This window comes from Pseudoduganella sp. GCM10020061, assembly GCF_042683405.1.
Classification (GTDB): domain Bacteria; phylum Pseudomonadota; class Gammaproteobacteria; order Burkholderiales; family Burkholderiaceae_D; genus Telluria.
Window position 1 is genome coordinate 255,500 of sequence record NZ_JBHUJS010000011.1, and the last position, 16,033, is coordinate 271,532.

Consider the following 16,033-nt stretch of genomic DNA (forward strand, 5'->3'; position numbering starts at 1 on the left):
CTTGTGTGCGCTCAAGTGCGGCCCAGCGCGGCGGGCGCGCCGTCCTGTTGCGCGGTCAGCGCGTCGTACACGGCCAGGTAGCCCTGCGCCATTGCGGGCAGGCTATGGTGCGCGATCACCTGCGCGCGCGCGCGTGCGCCCTGGCGCTGTGCCAGTTCGGGCAGGCGGCAATAGTCGCCGATGGCAAAGGCCAGCATCTGCGCGCTCATGGACGGCACCAGGATGCCGGTAAAGCCGGTACCGACCAGCTCCGCGTTGATGCTGGCGGTGCTGGCCACCACCGGCAGGCCGGAAGCCATCGCTTCCAGGATCGGCGCGCAGCGGCCTTCGCGTTCGGAAGGTTCCACAAACACATCCATTGACCGCAGCAGCTGGGCATGGTCGGGCCGCCATCCGGGCAGCCACGCCAGGTGACCGGCGCCGGCGCGGCGCAGCATGTCGAGGCATGTGGCGCGGGCCGGTCCATCGCCCGGAATCACAAGCCGCAGGCGCTGGGCCAGCGCGGCGTCGTTGGAGAGCATGCGCAGGAAGGCCTCGACCAGCAGCGGATGGTTGGCCCGCTCGTCCATCGGGCCGGCCGCGCCGATCACGAAGGTGTGGTCGTGCATGAAGCCGGGCGGCCCGATGGCGGCCTTGGGCCCGAGGCGCGGGTGGAACTGGATGCTGTCCACGCCGTTGGCGATGCGCGAGACTCGCGCCGGGGCCGCACCGACCGAATCGACCAGCCACTGAGCCAGCTCCGGACTGGCTGCGATGAAGTGCCCGACCAGTGGCCGCAGCAGCCGCCGCAGCAAGCGGTAGCGCAGGCGCGCCACCGGCGGCCCGTCCGCATCGCGCGCATGCTCGCCGTGCACGCGCAGCTTGACGCCGGCCAGCGCCGCCACCAGCTGCGCTTCGATGCCGCACTGGTTGCGCGTGTGGATGACGTCGGGATGCAGCGCCCGCAGAGTGCGGAACAGGCGCAGGTAGTGCGCGAAGTCCTTGCCTTCGCGCTTGGCCAGCGTGATCACTTCCACGTCGCGGTGGCGGAACAGCGCACCCTGCCCGGAGTGGTCCTTCAGGCAGACGATGGCATGGCGATAGCGCCCGGGCGGCATGTGCCGGATCAGGTTCACGAGGCCGGTTTCGGCGCCGCCGGTGTCGAGCCGGTGCACCAGGTGCACGACCAGCTTCTGGCGTTCGATCGAGGGGCTGGCATCCATGGCCGCTATTCGTAGTAGCCGTAGTAGTCGCTGCCGGGGAAGGCGCGGTTCTTGTTGCAGATGATACTGATGTGCTTGCAGGTGTCGATGCGCGCCAGCGCGTCCTTCACGGCGCGTTGGGTGGTGCGTTCCGATTCGATCACCATCACCACCTGTCCCATCTGGCCGGCCAGCACGCTCGATTCGGTGGTCAGCAGCAGCGGCGGCGAATCGAACACCACGATCCGGTCGGGATAGCGGCTGGAGATCTCTTCCAGCAGCGCGCTCATGGCCTGGCTGGCCAGCAGTTCGGTCGCATGCTTGTTGCTGCGGCCCGCCGGCAGCAGCGAGAGCGAGGGGATGTTGGTGCGCAGGATGACGTCGGCCAGCGCGAGACGGTCATTCAGCAGGATGTCCATCAGTCCAGGCGCCGAGGGCAGGCCAAGCACCTTGAGCACCGAGGGCCGCGCCACGTCGGCGTCGACCAGCATCACGGTGTGATCCTTTTCCATGGCGATGCTCATGGCCAGGTTGATCGCGCAGTAGGTTTTTCCCTCTCCTGGCAGGGCGCTGGTCACCACGATCAGGTTCGAGTGCTTCTCGCCGCGGTCCTCGCCGAGCGCGGCGCGCAGCAGCGGGCGCTTGATGATGCGGAAGTCCTCCGATGCGCTGGTGCGTCCGCCGTCCTGCGTCACCATGCCCATGTCGTGCAGGCGCGCCAGGTTGATCTCGACGGTGCGCCGCTCCGCGGTATTCAGTTCGACGATGGCCACGGCCACCTCCTTAATGTCGTGATAGTGCGGTTGCGAGGAATCCGCCGTAGGCCGCGAGCAGGGCGGCGACGGCGACGGCGAGCACGTAGTGGCCGCGGCGCCGCTGCGCAAGCGCACGCGCGGTCCAGTTGAGCGCGACCGTGCCAATCACGTTCAGCCCCGTCACCTGGCGCATCGCGGCCGGTCCAAGGAAGGTCGGGCGTACCTGGCTGATCAGGAGACCGGCGGCCGGCCCGCCGAACAGGGCCGCCAGCAAGACCGCGCTGTACAGCATGGGGCGGTTGGGTCCCACCGGCGCCTGGGGCAGGGTGGGCGGGTCGATGATCTTGAAGCTCATCATCTCCGTGGTATTGGTCAGCTCCCCCGACAGCTTGGCCGCCTCGCGCTTGGCGATCAGCTTTTCATAATTGTCCTTGTTGATCAGGTAGTCGCGATTCAGCTGCGCCAGCTGCGACTCGATTTCCGGAATCGCATTGCTCTGTGCCAGCAGGCGTTCGTGCCGCGCGGTGTACTCCTGCACCCGCGCGCGCATCGCGGCGACCTTGGCGTCGGCCTCGGTCAGCGCTACCTTGAGCTGCTGCAGCATGGGGCTGAAGTGGCGGCCCGGATCCGCGTCGGCGCCTTTCTCGCGGCTCTCGGCCAGCTTGCGTGCTTCCAGCTGCGCGATCAGGCGCTTGCCGGCCACGATGTCAGGGTGCGCCTCCGTATACTGCATGCGCAGCAGGTCGAGGTTCTTGTTGAGCGCCTCGATGCGGCTGTCGATTTCCGGATTGACGATGTCGGCGGGCTTGGCCTCGAGGCCGAGGACCGGCTCGTCGCCGCTGATCTGCGCCTTGATGGCGTTGCGCGCCTGTTCGGCCTCCTGCAGCTCGAGCCGCGCCGTGCCCAGCGCGTCGGCGGACGCGCCCAGCTGGCTGCTGTAGTCGGTGCCCTGGCGCGGCAGCAGCATGGTATTGCGCAGCTTGAACTCCTTGACCGCATTTTCCGCCTCCACCAGGCGCGCCTCGTAGCTCCTGATCTGGTCGTCGATGAACTGGACCGCCTTCTCGGACTCGCCGCGGTTGCCGCGGAAACTCCCTTCCAGGAAGATCGCCAGCAGCGACTGCACCACGTCGCGCACCAGCTTGGGATCCTTGTTGTGGTAGCTGATCGTATAGATGTCGGTGGCGGATGTCCCTGCAATGCGGATCTCGCGCATCAGTTCATTGGTCAATTCCTCCTTCTCGCGCGGAGACTTCACCTTGACGTCGAGGTCGACCATCCGCATCACCCGTTCGACATTGGGGCGCGAGATCAGCGTCTTGCTCATGATGTCGACTTCGAGCTCGGTGTTGCGGGTCTGCGTCATGCCCTGCATCAGCGGCTTGAGGATGCTTTGCGTGTCGACGAACACGCGCGCGGTGCTCTGGTAGTCGTCCGGCAGCGTGTAGACCCGCGCCCATCCGGCCAGCGCCACCAGCCAGGTGACGGCGAGCGCATGCCAGCGGTGGTTCCAGATGCCCTTGAGCGCGGACACCAGCTGGTTCAGGAACTCCTCCATGATCGCGCACCTTTCGAAAGGTTCAGCCTATCGGGTCACTCGATTATAGGTCGCGCAATCCGCGCCTCAGTTGGGCTGCGGTCGCTTGGATTGAGTTCAGTCAAGCGGACTGTTCAATGCGTTGTTTTTCCTGCCCCAATTCGTTGCAGGCAAAAAAAAACCGGCCCGAAGGCCGGCAAATGCAGCTCCCACAAGGAGGGGTTACGACTTCCGGCGGCGTGCCACGGCGGTCATGCCAAGCAGGCCGATACCGAAGATGGCGAGCGAGGCAGGCTCGGGCACCCGCTGTTGCAGCGCGTTGGCCAGCGTGTTGTGCTGGATCGTAATCTGGTACACCACGTCCGCCGACAGCAGCGGCGTGGTCGCGCTGAACGCCAGGGTGCCCGGGTTGTAGGTCGAGGTGCCCGGAGCGCCGTCGGTGCGGCTGACGTTCGACAGCGCGTTCAGTTCCGCTGGTGCGTAGCTGAACACCGTGGTGCCGGTGGCGGTGTCGATAATGTTGACGCTCCACGACAGGCGCGCATTGGCGTTGGTGGTCGGGCTGGCGGCGGCGTCAACCCAGGCCTGGGTGAACGGGGTGCCGTCGAACGAGAACGTCATGGTGTCGGCCGCGGCCAGCGTGAAGCTGAACGTGGTCGAGGTGCCGACGTCCGAGTTACCCGATGCCACGCCATCCACCTGCAGCGAAGCGTCCGCACGGGTAGTTGCACGGGCGCCGGCCGGCGCCATGCCGATCGTGATCGTGCTACCGGTCAGTTGCTGGTCGGCGTAGCCGAAGGTGCCTGGTGCTGGCGGCGGGAACGGGAACGGGGTGAAGTCGTTCTCGGGCTTCGCCGGGCAGGGGACGCCCACACACTGATGCGGCACGTCGGGGTTCAGGCCCGACAGGATGCCGAAGGACTGCGCGCCATTGGCGAAAACGCCGTTCAGGCTGGCCGTTGCGTGGGCGTCGTTGGTGCCGGTCAGCGTGTCGAAGTCGGCCGTCGAGAACGGCACGCCGGACGAATGCAGCAGGCGGAAGTTATTGATGTCGAGGATGGCGGATGCAAAGCTGTCCGCGTAGGCACTGCCCATGGCGCCCAGCGCGAGGCTGGCGGCAACCAGTGTGTTGCGAAGTTTCATGATGGCTCTCCTGTCAGTGTGAGTCGATGCACGGGACTGTTGAGCAGAAAGCGTGCCAGCACCGGAAAAGCGTGCAGATTCAGTCACTTGGCGTTGGGCGGGCTTGGCGCTCGCTACGGTGGCGGGAGGCGCTGGCAATTCTTCCGACACCTGGAGCGGCGCGGCAGGCGGCGCCGCAGTGCTGGCCCGTCCGGAACATCGGGCGTGAGCGGCCGCAGCTGCACGGCGCAGCCGGCACATGCTTGGAATATTCAGCACTTCCGCTCAGCAGGCACGGGCGCAGGTATCGCCCGCGCCTGGCGTTGAAAATTTTTCCGACATTTGTGCTGCAGGATGCGGAACTTTCCATTCCTGACCCTGTCTTAACTGCTACGCAGGCTCGCGCCGCCAACGCGGGCAGCATTTGTGGCGGAAAGGACGGAAAAAAACCATGTTTGATGACGAAGAGCCGATCGTGTCGTTTGAAACGCCCGTAGGATTGCACGACATGTGCATCGAAGGCCGGCCCCAGGATGAGGCGCAACCCATGGACGTACAAGTGTTCAATATCAGGATGGCAAACTCGGAAGGCCGGCGCGAAGCGGCCAGCCTGCTGATCCGCAAGATGTACGGCTGGCGAGGTTATGCGGTCGAGCACACGGTCCACCAGGAACCGAACAAGATCCTGCTGTACGCCGAGACGCGCGGCGTCACGGTCGGGACCATGAGCCTGTGCCTGGACGGCAGCGCAGGCCTGCCGGCGGACGAAAACTTCCGCGACCGGATCGACGAGCTGCGTGCGCAGGACCGGCGCCTGTGCGAACCGTCGCGGCTGGCCATCGACAAGGGCGTATCGAAGCGCGTATTCGCCTCGCTGATCCACATTTCCTATATTTTTGCCCACAACATCCACGGCTACAGCGACTACATCATCGAGGTCAATCCGCGCCACGTCATGTTCTACAAGCGCATGCTGGGTTTCACCGATTTCGGCGGCCAGCGCGACTGCAGCCGGGTCGGCGCGCCGGCGGTCCTGCTGCGGCTGGAACTCGACTACATGCGCGAGCAGATCCGCCGCTTCGGCGGCATGTTCGAGAACAGCGGCACGGAGCGCTCCTTCTATCCTTATTTCTTCCCCGTGCGCGACGAGCCGGGTATCACCGCCCGCATCATCTCCGGGCGGAGCTGAGATGGCGCCCGAGGCAAGCGTGCTGCTGTCCGCCATGCGCGAGGTCGTGGGTGCGGCACACGTGCGCGACGACGAGGCCACCCTGGCGGCCTACGCCAGCAGCACCGCCGCGCGCAGCACGCGCGCGCTGGCGGTGGTGTACCCGGCGTCGCTGGAGGAAGTAGTCGCTTTGGTGCGGCTGGCTGCGCGCCACCGCGTGCCGCTCTATCCCGTGTCAACAGGACGCAACTGGGGCTATGGCGACGCCTGTCCGGTGCTGGAAGGGCAGGTCACCCTGTCGCTGTCGCGCATGAACCGGATCGCCGCCTACGATCCCGAGCTGGGCTACGCGGTGATCGAGCCGGGCGTGACCCAGCAGCAGCTGTCCGACTTCCTGCGCGAGCAAGGCGACCTGCAGTGGATGGACAGCACCGGCGCCGGTCCGGATACCAGCCTGGTGGGGAATATCCTGGAGCGCGGCTTCGGCCATTCGCCGTACGGCAACCGCCTGCAGAACGTGAGCGGCATGCAGGTCGTGCTGGCCAGCGGCGAGGTGCTGGAGACCGGCTTCGGCCACTATCCGTCGGCGCGCGCGACCCATGTGTTCCCGTATGGCGTCGGCCCGTTCCTGGACGGGATGTTCACGCAATCGAACTTCGGCATCGTCACCCGTCTGGGCCTGTGGCTGATGCCGCGTGCGGAGACCATCAACCACTTCCTGGCGCAGGTCGAGCGCCATGACGATATCGCGCCGGTCGTCGACGCGCTGCGGCCGCTGCGCATGGATGGCACGCTGCGCAGCATCCTCCACATCGGCAACGACTTGCGCGTGCTCTCCGGCGGCACGGTGTTCCCGCGCGAGCAGGCGGGCGGCAGCAGCGCGCTGCCGCCCCAGGTGCGCGAGCAGATGCGGCGCCAGGCCGGCGTGGGCGCCTGGACGGTGTCCGGCGCGCTATATGGCAGCGCGCGCCAGGTGGCGGCGGCACGCCACGCGTTGCGCGCCGCCTTGCGGCCCACGCCGGCGCGCCCCGTCTTCATCACCGAAGCCAAACTGAGGATGGGCGAACGGGTGGCGCGCCTGCTCGGTTCCAGCGCGATGGGGCGCAGGCTGCGCGCGCAGGTCGCGCTGGGCCAGTCGCTGTTCGCGATGAACCGGGGCGTACCCAATGGCCGCTTCCTGGCCGGCGCGTACTGGCGGCGGCGCGGCGGTCTGCCGCCGGACTTCCCGCGCGGCGCCAATCCGGCGGTCGACAATTGCGGGCTGCTGTGGGTCTCGCCCATCGTGCCGGCGCGCGGGAGCGAGATGCTGCAGGTGTACGGCATGGTGGAGCCGGTGTTCGCCGAACATGGATTCGACCTGTTTGCGACCTTTAGCATGATCACCGAACGGGCGCTGGGCGGCGTGCTGACCATCGCCTACGACAAGGACGATCCGGACGAAGTGGCGCGCGCGCGCGCGTGCTACCGGGCCAGCTTCGATATCCTGATGGCGGCGGGCTACATCCCTTACCGCGTCGGCAACCAGTCGATGGCGGACCTGGACCCGCACGGCGACACGTACTGGAAGACCGTCCGGACGCTCAAGGATGCGCTCGATCCGCTGGGGATCATCGCGCCGGGGCGCTACGAGCCCGGCCGGGCGCGCTGAAACCGCGCGACTAGTCCTCGATCCCGCGATCACCCCGGGATCGAACACCCGGGGACGGTCCCTCGTACGCTTCCTTCCGCGCGCATGCCTGCGCTATAGCGAGCGGAGCGCGTCGCGGGCACGCTCTGCGCGGCCGGCATCGCTGCGGTCGGCGGCGACCCGCTCCAGCTCGCGCCGGGCAGCCGCCTTGTCGCCGCTGCGTCCGAGCAGCACGCCCAGGTGGTAGCGCACGGAGTTCGAATCCGGCGCAAGCTGGCTGGCTTGCCGGATCAGCGGCAGGGCCTTGCCCGTGTCGCCGCCGGCCGCGTGGATCCAGCCCAGCGTGTCCATCACCACCGGGCTGCGCGGCGCCAGCTTGTAGGCCCGTTCCGCATAGCCAAGCGCTCGCTTGTCGCCCATGTGGTGCAGCGCCCATGCCAGGTCGTTCAGCGCCACCACATTGTCCGGGTCCAGTAACAGCACCTGTTCCAGCGGCGCGGCCGCCGCCTTGTAGTCGCCCTTGGTCAGCTTGTGCCCGGCCAGGTACATGCGGGTCGGGATGTCCTTGTCGTTCTTGCGCAGCCATTCGTCGATGCGCTTGTCCGCCTCCGCCTGCTTGCCGATACCGGACAGCGTAGTGTGCAGCAGCACCATGCCGGCGCCGCTCGGCTGCAGCGCGAATGCGCGCTCGTAGAGCCGCAGCGCGTCGAGCTGCTTGCCTTGCGCGGTCAGCACGTCTCCCTCCAGGCGGAAGCCGATGGCCCCGGTCGGGAACTGCTTCTGCACGTCGCGCGCGGCGCGCAGGGCTTCCGCGTGGCGCTTCTGGAGCAGCAGGAGCGCCACGTTCAGCCGGTGCGCTTCGATGGAGTTGGGACGGCTCTTGATGATGCGGCGCACGGTGTCCAGCGCGCCCGCGTTGTCCTGCGCGGCCAGCTGGGCGCGGGCCTGGTTCATCAGCGGCGCCACCGCGCCCGGCATGGTCGCGGCCAGCTTGCCGTAGGTGTCGGCCGCCGCACGTACGTCGCCGCTGGCAGCCTGCGTCCGTGCCAGCATGTTCAGTGCGTCCGGGTGGGTGGGGTTGGAGCTTTGCAGCTTGTGCGCCAGGGTCAGCGCGCGCTCCTTGTTCCCGGCGCCGGTATAGTAGTCGGCCAGCCGCAAGCCTAGCCGCAGGTCGTCCGGATTGTCCTGGTAGGCTTTCTCCAGCCAGCCGGTCGCCCCCGCCACATTGCCCAGCCGCGTCTCCAGGCGGGCCAGCGCCTCCATCAGCAGCGCGTTGCGCGGGGCGCTTTCCAGCGCCTTGCGGTAGCGCGCCCGGGCCTGCTCGGGTCGCTTCTCCAGCAGGTCGAGCTGGGCCAGGTTGTCGAGCGCGGGCATGTGCAGCGGATCGAGCTTGAGTGCGCTGGCGAAGCTGTCGCGCGCCTTGACGAAATCCTGCCGCGCGAGGTACACGCCGCCCTTGAGGTTCTGCACCGCCGGGCTGTTGGCCTGTTTTTCCATCTCGCCGACCGTGGCCAGCGCTTTATCCGTTTGGCCCCCGCGCAGGTAGGTCACGACCAGAAGCATCTTCGTACGCATGGTGTCGCCGCCCGAACTGGCGCTGCGTTCCAGCTGTTCCGCTGCCCGGGCGGTGTCGCCGCTGCGCAGGTGCACCAGCGCGGCCGCCGTGTACAGCGATCCGGCGCGCGGCGCCAGCGCGCTGGCCTTCTCGAAGTATTCGGTCGCTCGCGAGAACTGGCGCGAACGCATTGCCGCTTCGCCCGCGATCGCCAGCAGTTCCGGATCGTCGCCATGCTCGTCGACCAGCGCCTCGGCCAGCGCCAGGGCCTGACCCGGCTGGTTCTGGCGCAGTTTCACGTTGGCCATCAGCTTGTTGGCGAACAGGTCGCGCGGATAGGCGGACAGGAACTTGGCCACATGCAGCTCGGCCGGCTGGATCGCGTTCAGCTTGTACTCGACCGCGCCTGCCAGCAGGACGCTCGGGTAGTGCTCGGGTGCGACCGACAGCAGCTGTTGCAGGCCTTCGCGCGCCGCATTGAACTTGCCTTCGCGGTAGTCCAGCAGGGCCTGGGTGTGGAACAAGCCGAGCGTGGCGGTGGATCCCTTGCGCGCGATCTGCAGTTGCTTGCGCGCCTCGTCGAACTTGCCTGCATCGACCAGCATGCTGGCCAGGTCGACACGCGCCGGACCGTAGCCCGGGCGCACCTTGATCAGGTGGTGGTATACCGCCATCGCCTCATCGGTCTTGTTGTCGGCCCGCAGCAGCTCGGCCTTGAAGCGCAGGCATTCCACGTCGTCGGGGTGCTGCGCCAGGGCGCGTTCGAGCAGCGCACGGGCATCTTCCATGCGCTGCGCAGCCACTTCCAGCCGCGCCAGTCCCAGCGCCGCTGCCGGGAGGGCGGAATCGGCCGCGAGGGCGCGTTCGAACATGCTCCTGGCCTCGTCGTTGCGCTGCAGGCCGAGCAGGGCGTTGCCGCGCAGGGCCAGCGCCTCCGGGCTCTCACCAGGGCCGGCCTGCAGCGTGAACTCGTCCAGCACCTCCTGGAACTTGCCCTGCAACAGGAGCGCGCGCGCAAGCTGGAGCGTGGCGCCATCCTGGCGCAGGTCGGCGGCGCGCCGCAGTTCCTTCTCGGCCGATACCGCATCGCCGTGTTCCAGGTAGACGTTGCCCAGCCGCATGCGTACGTCCCCGTTGCCCGGGTCCAGCTGGACCGCATTCTTGAGCTGGATGATCGCGGCATTCAGCTCGCCCTTCTTCTGGTAGGCGGCGGCTTGCGCCACCAGGCTGTTGACGTCCTGTTCACTCTGGCACCCGCCCAGGGCGAGCGCCGCAGCGATGATGGTGGTTGCCGGAAGGCGGGCAAGTCGGGACATGGCATTCTCCTGTCGGGGCCGAAACCAAAGCGTAAGGACAGGGGAGGGGAGGCTTCTTGATATTCGACAACGGCAGGCCGTGCGGCGCAGTGTACGAGGCCGCACAGAGGCGCTGTCCGCCCCTTGCTAGGATCGGCTGGCACCGACTCCCATGAAAGGCCCGTCACCATGAGCACCTCCAGCCAGCAAGCCGACCTCTCGGCGCGGATCAAGAACATCCGGATCGCCATGTTTACCACCATCGACGAACACGGTTTCCTGGTATCGCACCCGATGACCAGCCAGGACCTCGACGCCGATGGCTACCTGTGGTTCTTCACGTCCGACCAGACCGCGGTGTGGCGGCATGTGGGCGCCAACAACCATGTGAACGTCAGCTATTCCGACATCGATAACAGTGTCTACGTGTCCGTGAGTGGCCATGCGGAGCAGTCGCGCGACCAGGCGCGCATGCGCGAACTGTGGAATCCGATGCTCGAGGCCTGGTTCCCGAAGGGGCTGGGCGACCCGCACCTCTCGCTGTTGCGCGTGCATGCACATACGGCCGAGTACTGGGACGCGCATGCCAGCAAGATGGTGCAGATGTTCCGCCTGGCGAAGGCCGCCGTGACGGGCCATCCGCCGCCGACGGAGCCGGGCGAGCACGGCACCATCCGGCTGAACTGACTCTCCGGGATAGTTGATAGCCTCAACGATTCCCGCCAGAGCGGCCAGGCGGATCGTTGATGATGTCAACCTTCTTCGATGGCCGCGTCTTGCGCTCCAAGCTGCTGCCCCATGCGTTCGAGCATGCGCGCCAGCCGCGCCCGCTTGCCCGGATCGAATCCGCCCAACATCTTCTCGGCCAGTCCGGCGCGAATCTTCGCCGCGCGCCGGTGCAGCGCCTGTCCCGCCTCCGTCAGCCACAGGCGGTTGAGGCGGCGGTCCTGCTCGTCCGGCAGCGAGACCACCAGTGCGCGTTCGATCAGCGGCTTGACCAGCCGCGCCACTTGCGCCTTGTCGCGTCCGATGTACTGGACAAAATCGGCCTGGGTGCAGCCTGGATTGCGCTGCAGGAAGGCCAGGGCCTGGGCTTCCATCGGCGCCAGGCCCAGCGCGCTCGCATCCATATCGGCGCGTAGCTGCGCGTTCACTGCGTACATGAGCTGGTTGAGCAGGTCGAGCAGGGCATGCCCGTCGGGAGCAGTATTCATTCGCTGAAAAAATTAGTTGAGTCTATCAACGATTATCTCAGGCGGCCTGCCGGCGATCAAGTGCGCCGTTTTTGACAAAGATCATGGGAATTCCGGGCCCAGCCGCGCATGCTGAACCATTCAAACCAACCAGTGCCCTCCGATGAAGGTCGCGGAAATCATGACCCGGCACGTGCTCACGGTGCCGCAGGACGCTCCCGTCGAACGGGCAGCGCAGCTCATGCTCGACCATCGCATCGGCGGCCTGCCCGTGAGCGGACCTGACGGCAAGCTGGTCGGCATCGTGTCGGACAGCGACCTGCTGCGCCGCGCCGAAGCGGGCACCCAGAAGCGCCGCCCACGCTGGCTCGAATTCGTGCTCGGTCCCGGCCGGCTGGCGGACGAATACTCCCATGCGCACGGCCGCCTGGTCTGCGAGATCATGACGCGCGACCCGGTCACCGCTTCGCCGCATGACAGCCTGGACCAGGTGGTGCGACTGATGGAACGCAAGCGCATCCACCGCATCCCCGTGGTGGATGACGGTCTCCTGGCCGGCATGGTCACGCGGGCGGACCTGATGCGCGCCTTGCTCGCTGCCGCCCACCATATCCCGGAGGGTCCCGTGAGCGACGAACAGATCCGCCGCCATCTCTGGACCGAGCTCGAACGCCAGCCCTGGGCCACGCCTGGCATGGTGCAGGTGCACGTGCAGGACGGCGTGGTCACGCTCAGTGGAGGCGTACCCGATCCGCGCCAGATCGACGCGCTGCGGGTGCTGGCCGAGAATGTGCCCGGCGTGCGCTCGGTGCAGGACGAGATGGTCTGGTGCGACTACCTGAGCGGCGCCGTGGTCGACATGTCGGACCGCGAGAAGGCGCAGTGAGGGCGCCCATGTACCGGCACATCCTGCTTCCCGTCGACGGCTCGGAGGCATCCCGCCAGGCCGTGCAGGCCGGCATCCGCCTGGCCGCCGCAGGGGGAGGGCGGGTGACCGCGCTGCACGTGATCCCGACGGTGCGCCACGACCTGCTGGAAGCATGGGCCCATGAAGACCCCGATTACGAACGCCGCCGCCATGCGCTCCTCAGCCGGTTCGCCGACGCCTGGCTGTCCGCCGCGGAGCGCGCGGCTGCCGCCGCGGGCGTCGCCTGCACCCGCGACCGCCAGGACGGGACCGCGCACCGCGTGATCGTTGCCCGCGCCCTGCAGCTGGAGTGCGACCTGATCTTCATGGCCTCGCACGGCTGGAGCGGCGGCGACCTGGAACTGCTGGGCAGCGAAACCTTGAAAGTCCTGCTGCACAGCCAGGTGCCGGTGCTGGTGCACAAGGCGCACGCCGGCGCGGGTGCCGCATGACGGCGCCGCAGCCGCCGTCGCCGCCTCCGCTGCTGTTCGCACTCGGATCGAGCGCGGCGTTCGGGCAACAGGTCGCGGCCGGAATGGGGCTGCAGTTGTCGCCACATGAAGAGCGCGAATTCGAGGACGGCGAGCACAAGGCGCGCACCCTGGTTCCGGTGCGCGGGCGCTCCGCCTTCGTCATCCACTCCTTGCACGGCGACGCGCAGCAAAGCGCCAACGACAAGCTGTGCCGCATGCTGTTCTTCATCGCCTCCCTGCGGGACGCCGGCGCCGCCAGCGTAACCGCGGTGGCGCCGTACCTTGCGTACGCCCGCAAGGACCGTCGCACCAAGCCCTTCGACCCCGTGATCACGCGTTACGTTGCCGACCTGTTCGCGGCGGTCGGCACCGATGCGGTCGTGACGATCGACGTGCACAACATCGCCGCGTTCGAGAACGCTTTTTCCTGCCGCACCACCAACATCGAAGCTGCAGCGCTGTTTGCCGCACACCTCGCTCCGCTGCTGGGCGACGGACTGGTCGTGGTCGCACCGGACGCGGGCGCGGTCAAGCGCGCCGACCAGTTCCGCCAGCAATTGGCGCTCGCCGGCATCGATGCCGGCAGCGCCCTCGCCGAGAAGTACCGCAGCGGCGGCGCCCTGACCGGCAGCCTGCTGGTCGGCGACCTGAAGGACCGGCCCGCGCTCATCTTCGACGACCTGGTCGCAAGCGGCGAAACGCTGGTGCGCACCGCGCGCGCCTGCCGCGAGATGGGAGCGAACCGCGTGATCGGCGTCGCCACCCACGGCGCGTTTGCGCCGGGCGCGGCGGAGATCCTGTCCGACCCGGCGCTGGAAGCGATCTACGTGACCGACACCGTCGGGACTGGCCGGCTGGCCGGCAGTCCCACCGCCGACAAGGTCAGCGTGCTGCCTTGCGCGCAGTTGTTCGCCGACGCGATCCGTTCGCTGCACGACGGTGCGGATGGCGACAGCGAGTTCTGAGCCTGTCTGGTCAGCCTGCACCGGCTCGCAAGCCGGCAGGGCGTCCCGCCGGTTCCCGGCTCACGGTGGCAGGTGGGTGCGCGCCAGCCGCAGATAGTCCAGCGCCCGCTCGCGCCACTTCTCCGACTCCCGGTAGCGCGGCTCACCCAGGTGCCGGATCGCCACCGTCGCGCGCGTTACCGCGCGCACGCTCTGGTAGAAGTGGCGCAGTTCGCAGGCCGTCTCCTGTCCCGAGTGGTGCGCATAGCTGGCCAGGAAGGCGTCGCCCAGTGCCGGCGCGCCCAGTCGTTCGCACTCGAGCGCAAGGAATCCCGCTTCGTCCAGGCTGTCGAGGGTGCGCAGGTCGCGTGAGAACTCGATGCAGTCGATGATCGCGACCGGCTCGCCCAGGTACACATGCTCCGGCCGCAGGTCGCCATGGCCCTCGACCACCCGTCCCAGCTCCGGACGCTGGTCGATCATGGAAGCCAGCCGTGCCAGCACCCTTTGCTGCGCCTGCGAAACGGGCCTGACTACTTCCTCCCCCAGTTCGTACTGGGGCGAAAGCAGCTCCTGCTCATGCCGTGCAATGATCTCGGCGAGCCGCCGGGAGAATGCCTGCGCGCGTGGCGTCGCCTTTCGGCAGGCGCCGTGGAAGTGCGCCAGCAATTCGGCGACGCGGTCCATGTCGCTAGCCGTTGCGCGTCCTTCCGCGATGGTCCGGTCGAGCATCTGCGCATGCGGCAGGCGCAGCATCTTCACCAGCCAGTCCACCGCCACCCCGTCGCCCAGCAGTTCGAGGCGCCCGTCGTGGCGCATGACCAGCGGCACGGCGGCCAGGTAGATGCCGGCCGCCAGCCGCCGGTTCAGCCGGACCTCTTCGGCGCAGTAGAAATGGCGCATCGCCACGAGGCGCGCGTCGAGCGGCCCATAGCGGATCGGCTTCTTGAGTTTGTACGCGTAGCGGTCGGTGAGGAAGACCCAGGACATATGGGTTTCGACTGTTACCACCTTGCGGGTCTGCTCGGGGTAGCTACCCGGATGGTTCAGGAACAACAGTTCCGCATCCAGCGGAATGTGACACGAAGACGGGCTCATGAGGGACCCGGCAGGAAATCAGGCGAGGGTGCCGGATCAACTCAGTATAGTCCGAGTTCCCGGATCGGGAAGGGCGCTTGCGCGCGCTTGCCGGCGATGGCGCGCGGCAGGCGCAAGCAGGCGACTCCCGCCCGCTGATGCCGCATGGCGGGAGTCCGACCGGCCACGGCCAGTCAGGAATGCATATGGCAGACGTAGTGCGTCGGCTCGATCGCCTCCATTTCGAACATGGCGTCGGCTGGCACGTGGAAGCGCTCGCCGGCGTGATAGTCTTTCCATTCACCATGCGCATCGAAGCGGACGCGGCAGCGGCCAGCCACGATCTCGATCGTTTCCGCGACGTCTGCGCGGAACGGGACGGTGGAGCGCAGCACCACGCCCAGTGTCTTGTGGGTATGGCCCGGGAAGTCCAGGTCGTACGAGACGCAATTGCCGTCCATATACACGTTCGCCTTCTTGGCGATCGACACGTGCTCGAAGTTGTTGTGAGTGCCCATGATGTCTCCTCTTGTAAGAATGGCTCGCCCGGCGGATCCGGAGGTTCGGCGTGCGCCTGTCCGCTTACCATACTCCTGTTGGAGGCGGCTGGCGAGCGAGGCGCGCGCGTTACCTCGGCAGTAGCGCGGGACAGCAATCTTGACGAGAAACGGAGGAGGACGGGACGGTAACTGGGGTGGGCTTGCGCTGGATCATAGGGGCGTGCACAGCCGACGCGGCAGCCCGGTTCAGATTGAAACGTCCTTATACGTCATTTGACATAATATAAATTATGCGAAGTGTGGGCGATATCCTACAGCGGGCAAGATGCCCGCCGCGGCCATCAGTGCAACGCAGTCATGGCGTAGCCTTTTTCCGCCAGTTGCTCGTTCAGGCGATCGATCTCGTAGTCCGGCAAGCCGTCTGCCTCGTCCTGGACTTCGACGGATCGCGCTTCGATGACCCAGTCCGTGTTGGTCGCTTCTTCAGGGATTTGCTGTTCTTCGGGAACAGCCAGGAAGGAAAATGAGCCGTCCGTTTCCGGGCGGCGATAGATGTCCAGACGCATGATTCTGATCCTTTTAAAATGAGTCCGAACTCGACTGTCCACCTCGCCGGATTCCGTGTCTGTTAGCTGAAGCACAGTTCTCGACGGCTTCCATCAAAGGGTTCCGAACAGTCCCGATTCGTTGCCGGCGAGA

The 16,033-nt window shown here is 67.1% G+C and carries 15 protein-coding genes; 6 read left to right on the top strand and 9 right to left on the bottom strand.

What is annotated here, in order from left to right; translation table 11 throughout:
* Window positions 1-11: 11 nt before the first annotated feature.
* The 4 genes from ACFSQR_RS15480 to ACFSQR_RS15495 all read right to left on the bottom strand — a co-directional run bounded on the left by ACFSQR_RS15480 (window position 12) and on the right by ACFSQR_RS15495 (window position 4,616).
* Window positions 12-1,202, bottom strand: a complete 1,191-nt coding sequence (locus tag ACFSQR_RS15480) for a glycosyltransferase (RefSeq protein WP_377730853.1) — start codon at window positions 1,200-1,202, stop codon at window positions 12-14.
* Between the two features lie 5 nt (window positions 1,203-1,207).
* Entirely contained in the window at window positions 1,208-1,954 is a 747-nt protein-coding gene (locus tag ACFSQR_RS15485) for an XrtA-associated tyrosine autokinase (protein WP_377730854.1), read from the bottom strand.
* A gap of 10 nt (window positions 1,955-1,964) precedes the next feature.
* Complete coding sequence (locus ACFSQR_RS15490) at window positions 1,965-3,494, bottom strand: XrtA system polysaccharide chain length determinant (RefSeq protein WP_377730855.1); 1,530 nt, start codon at window positions 3,492-3,494, stop codon at window positions 1,965-1,967.
* A gap of 201 nt (window positions 3,495-3,695) precedes the next feature.
* A complete protein-coding gene (locus tag ACFSQR_RS15495; RefSeq protein ID WP_377730856.1) occupies window positions 3,696-4,616 on the bottom strand; it encodes an EDSAP-1 family PEP-CTERM protein in 921 nt (306 codons plus the stop codon).
* 430 nt (window positions 4,617-5,046) lie between these two features.
* Here ACFSQR_RS15495 and ACFSQR_RS15500 point away from each other — a divergent pair, with 430 nt between their 5' ends.
* On the top strand, window positions 5,047-5,784 hold the full coding sequence (locus ACFSQR_RS15500) for a long-chain N-acyl amino acid synthase (RefSeq protein ID WP_377730857.1): 738 nt from the start codon (window positions 5,047-5,049) through the stop codon (window positions 5,782-5,784).
* Between the two features lies 1 nt (window position 5,785).
* Complete coding sequence (locus ACFSQR_RS15505; protein WP_377730858.1) at window positions 5,786-7,411, top strand: FAD-binding oxidoreductase; 1,626 nt, start codon at window positions 5,786-5,788, stop codon at window positions 7,409-7,411.
* A 93-nt stretch (window positions 7,412-7,504) separates the two neighbouring features.
* Here ACFSQR_RS15505 and prsT read toward each other — a convergent pair whose 3' ends face one another.
* Entirely contained in the window at window positions 7,505-10,261 is a 2,757-nt protein-coding gene (gene prsT / locus ACFSQR_RS15510) for an XrtA/PEP-CTERM system TPR-repeat protein PrsT (RefSeq protein WP_377730859.1), read from the bottom strand.
* A gap of 168 nt (window positions 10,262-10,429) precedes the next feature.
* Here prsT and ACFSQR_RS15515 point away from each other — a divergent pair, with 168 nt between their 5' ends.
* A complete protein-coding gene (locus ACFSQR_RS15515; RefSeq protein ID WP_377730860.1) occupies window positions 10,430-10,927 on the top strand; it encodes a pyridoxamine 5'-phosphate oxidase family protein in 498 nt (165 codons plus the stop codon).
* 65 nt (window positions 10,928-10,992) lie between these two features.
* Here ACFSQR_RS15515 and ACFSQR_RS15520 read toward each other — a convergent pair whose 3' ends face one another.
* Window positions 10,993-11,454: a MarR family winged helix-turn-helix transcriptional regulator gene (locus ACFSQR_RS15520; RefSeq protein WP_377730861.1), complete on the bottom strand. Its 462-nt coding sequence runs from the start codon at window positions 11,452-11,454 to the stop codon at window positions 10,993-10,995.
* Between the two features lie 142 nt (window positions 11,455-11,596).
* On the opposite strand from ACFSQR_RS15520, the gene ACFSQR_RS15525 reads away from it, so the two are divergent.
* Genes ACFSQR_RS15525 through ACFSQR_RS15535 form a run of 3 tightly spaced genes read left to right on the top strand, consistent with a single transcriptional unit; the run spans window position 11,597 to window position 13,778 of the window.
* Window positions 11,597-12,319: a CBS domain-containing protein gene (locus tag ACFSQR_RS15525; RefSeq protein ID WP_377730862.1), complete on the top strand. Its 723-nt coding sequence runs from the start codon at window positions 11,597-11,599 to the stop codon at window positions 12,317-12,319.
* An 8-nt stretch (window positions 12,320-12,327) separates the two neighbouring features.
* A complete protein-coding gene (locus ACFSQR_RS15530) occupies window positions 12,328-12,792 on the top strand; it encodes a universal stress protein (RefSeq protein WP_377730863.1) in 465 nt (154 codons plus the stop codon).
* On the top strand, window positions 12,789-13,778 hold the full coding sequence (locus ACFSQR_RS15535; RefSeq protein WP_377730864.1) for a ribose-phosphate diphosphokinase: 990 nt from the start codon (window positions 12,789-12,791) through the stop codon (window positions 13,776-13,778). Before ACFSQR_RS15530 ends, ACFSQR_RS15535 begins: the two co-directional genes overlap by 4 nt.
* Window positions 13,779-13,838: 60 nt before the next feature.
* On the opposite strand, the gene ACFSQR_RS15540 is transcribed toward ACFSQR_RS15535, so the two are convergent.
* From ACFSQR_RS15540 to ACFSQR_RS15550, 3 genes are all read right to left on the bottom strand, one after another.
* Window positions 13,839-14,855: a hypothetical protein gene (locus ACFSQR_RS15540; protein WP_377730865.1), complete on the bottom strand. Its 1,017-nt coding sequence runs from the start codon at window positions 14,853-14,855 to the stop codon at window positions 13,839-13,841.
* A gap of 173 nt (window positions 14,856-15,028) precedes the next feature.
* Window positions 15,029-15,352 carry a pyrimidine/purine nucleoside phosphorylase gene (locus ACFSQR_RS15545; RefSeq protein ID WP_377730866.1) on the bottom strand — a complete coding sequence of 108 codons (324 nt, stop codon included), beginning with the start codon at window positions 15,350-15,352 and terminating at the stop codon, window positions 15,029-15,031.
* Between the two features lie 323 nt (window positions 15,353-15,675).
* Window positions 15,676-15,900, bottom strand: a complete 225-nt coding sequence (locus tag ACFSQR_RS15550; RefSeq protein ID WP_377730867.1) for a DUF6139 family protein — start codon at window positions 15,898-15,900, stop codon at window positions 15,676-15,678.
* Between the last annotated feature and the right edge of the window lie 133 nt (window positions 15,901-16,033).

Bases quoted from the DNA above. Each gene is read 5' to 3' on its own strand.
- ACFSQR_RS15530 (WP_377730863.1), top strand. From the start codon at position 12,328: ATGTACCGGCACATCCTGCTTCCCGTCGACGGCTCGGAGGCATCCCGC.
- ACFSQR_RS15495 (WP_377730856.1), bottom strand. From the start codon at position 4,616: ATGAAACTTCGCAACACACTGGTTGCCGCCAGCCTCGCGCTGGGCGCC.
- ACFSQR_RS15520 (WP_377730861.1), bottom strand. From the start codon at position 11,454: ATGAATACTGCTCCCGACGGGCATGCCCTGCTCGACCTGCTCAACCAG.
- prsT (WP_377730859.1), bottom strand. From the start codon at position 10,261: ATGTCCCGACTTGCCCGCCTTCCGGCAACCACCATCATCGCTGCGGCG.
- ACFSQR_RS15535 (WP_377730864.1), top strand. From the start codon at position 12,789: ATGACGGCGCCGCAGCCGCCGTCGCCGCCTCCGCTGCTGTTCGCACTC.
- ACFSQR_RS15525 (WP_377730862.1), top strand. From the start codon at position 11,597: ATGAAGGTCGCGGAAATCATGACCCGGCACGTGCTCACGGTGCCGCAG.
- ACFSQR_RS15505 (WP_377730858.1), top strand. From the start codon at position 5,786: ATGGCGCCCGAGGCAAGCGTGCTGCTGTCCGCCATGCGCGAGGTCGTG.
- ACFSQR_RS15515 (WP_377730860.1), top strand. From the start codon at position 10,430: ATGAGCACCTCCAGCCAGCAAGCCGACCTCTCGGCGCGGATCAAGAAC.
- ACFSQR_RS15550 (WP_377730867.1), bottom strand. From the start codon at position 15,900: ATGCGTCTGGACATCTATCGCCGCCCGGAAACGGACGGCTCATTTTCC.
- ACFSQR_RS15500 (WP_377730857.1), top strand. From the start codon at position 5,047: ATGTTTGATGACGAAGAGCCGATCGTGTCGTTTGAAACGCCCGTAGGA.
- ACFSQR_RS15545 (WP_377730866.1), bottom strand. From the start codon at position 15,352: ATGGGCACTCACAACAACTTCGAGCACGTGTCGATCGCCAAGAAGGCG.
- ACFSQR_RS15490 (WP_377730855.1), bottom strand. From the start codon at position 3,494: ATGGAGGAGTTCCTGAACCAGCTGGTGTCCGCGCTCAAGGGCATCTGG.
- ACFSQR_RS15540 (WP_377730865.1), bottom strand. From the start codon at position 14,855: ATGAGCCCGTCTTCGTGTCACATTCCGCTGGATGCGGAACTGTTGTTC.
- ACFSQR_RS15480 (WP_377730853.1), bottom strand. From the start codon at position 1,202: ATGGATGCCAGCCCCTCGATCGAACGCCAGAAGCTGGTCGTGCACCTG.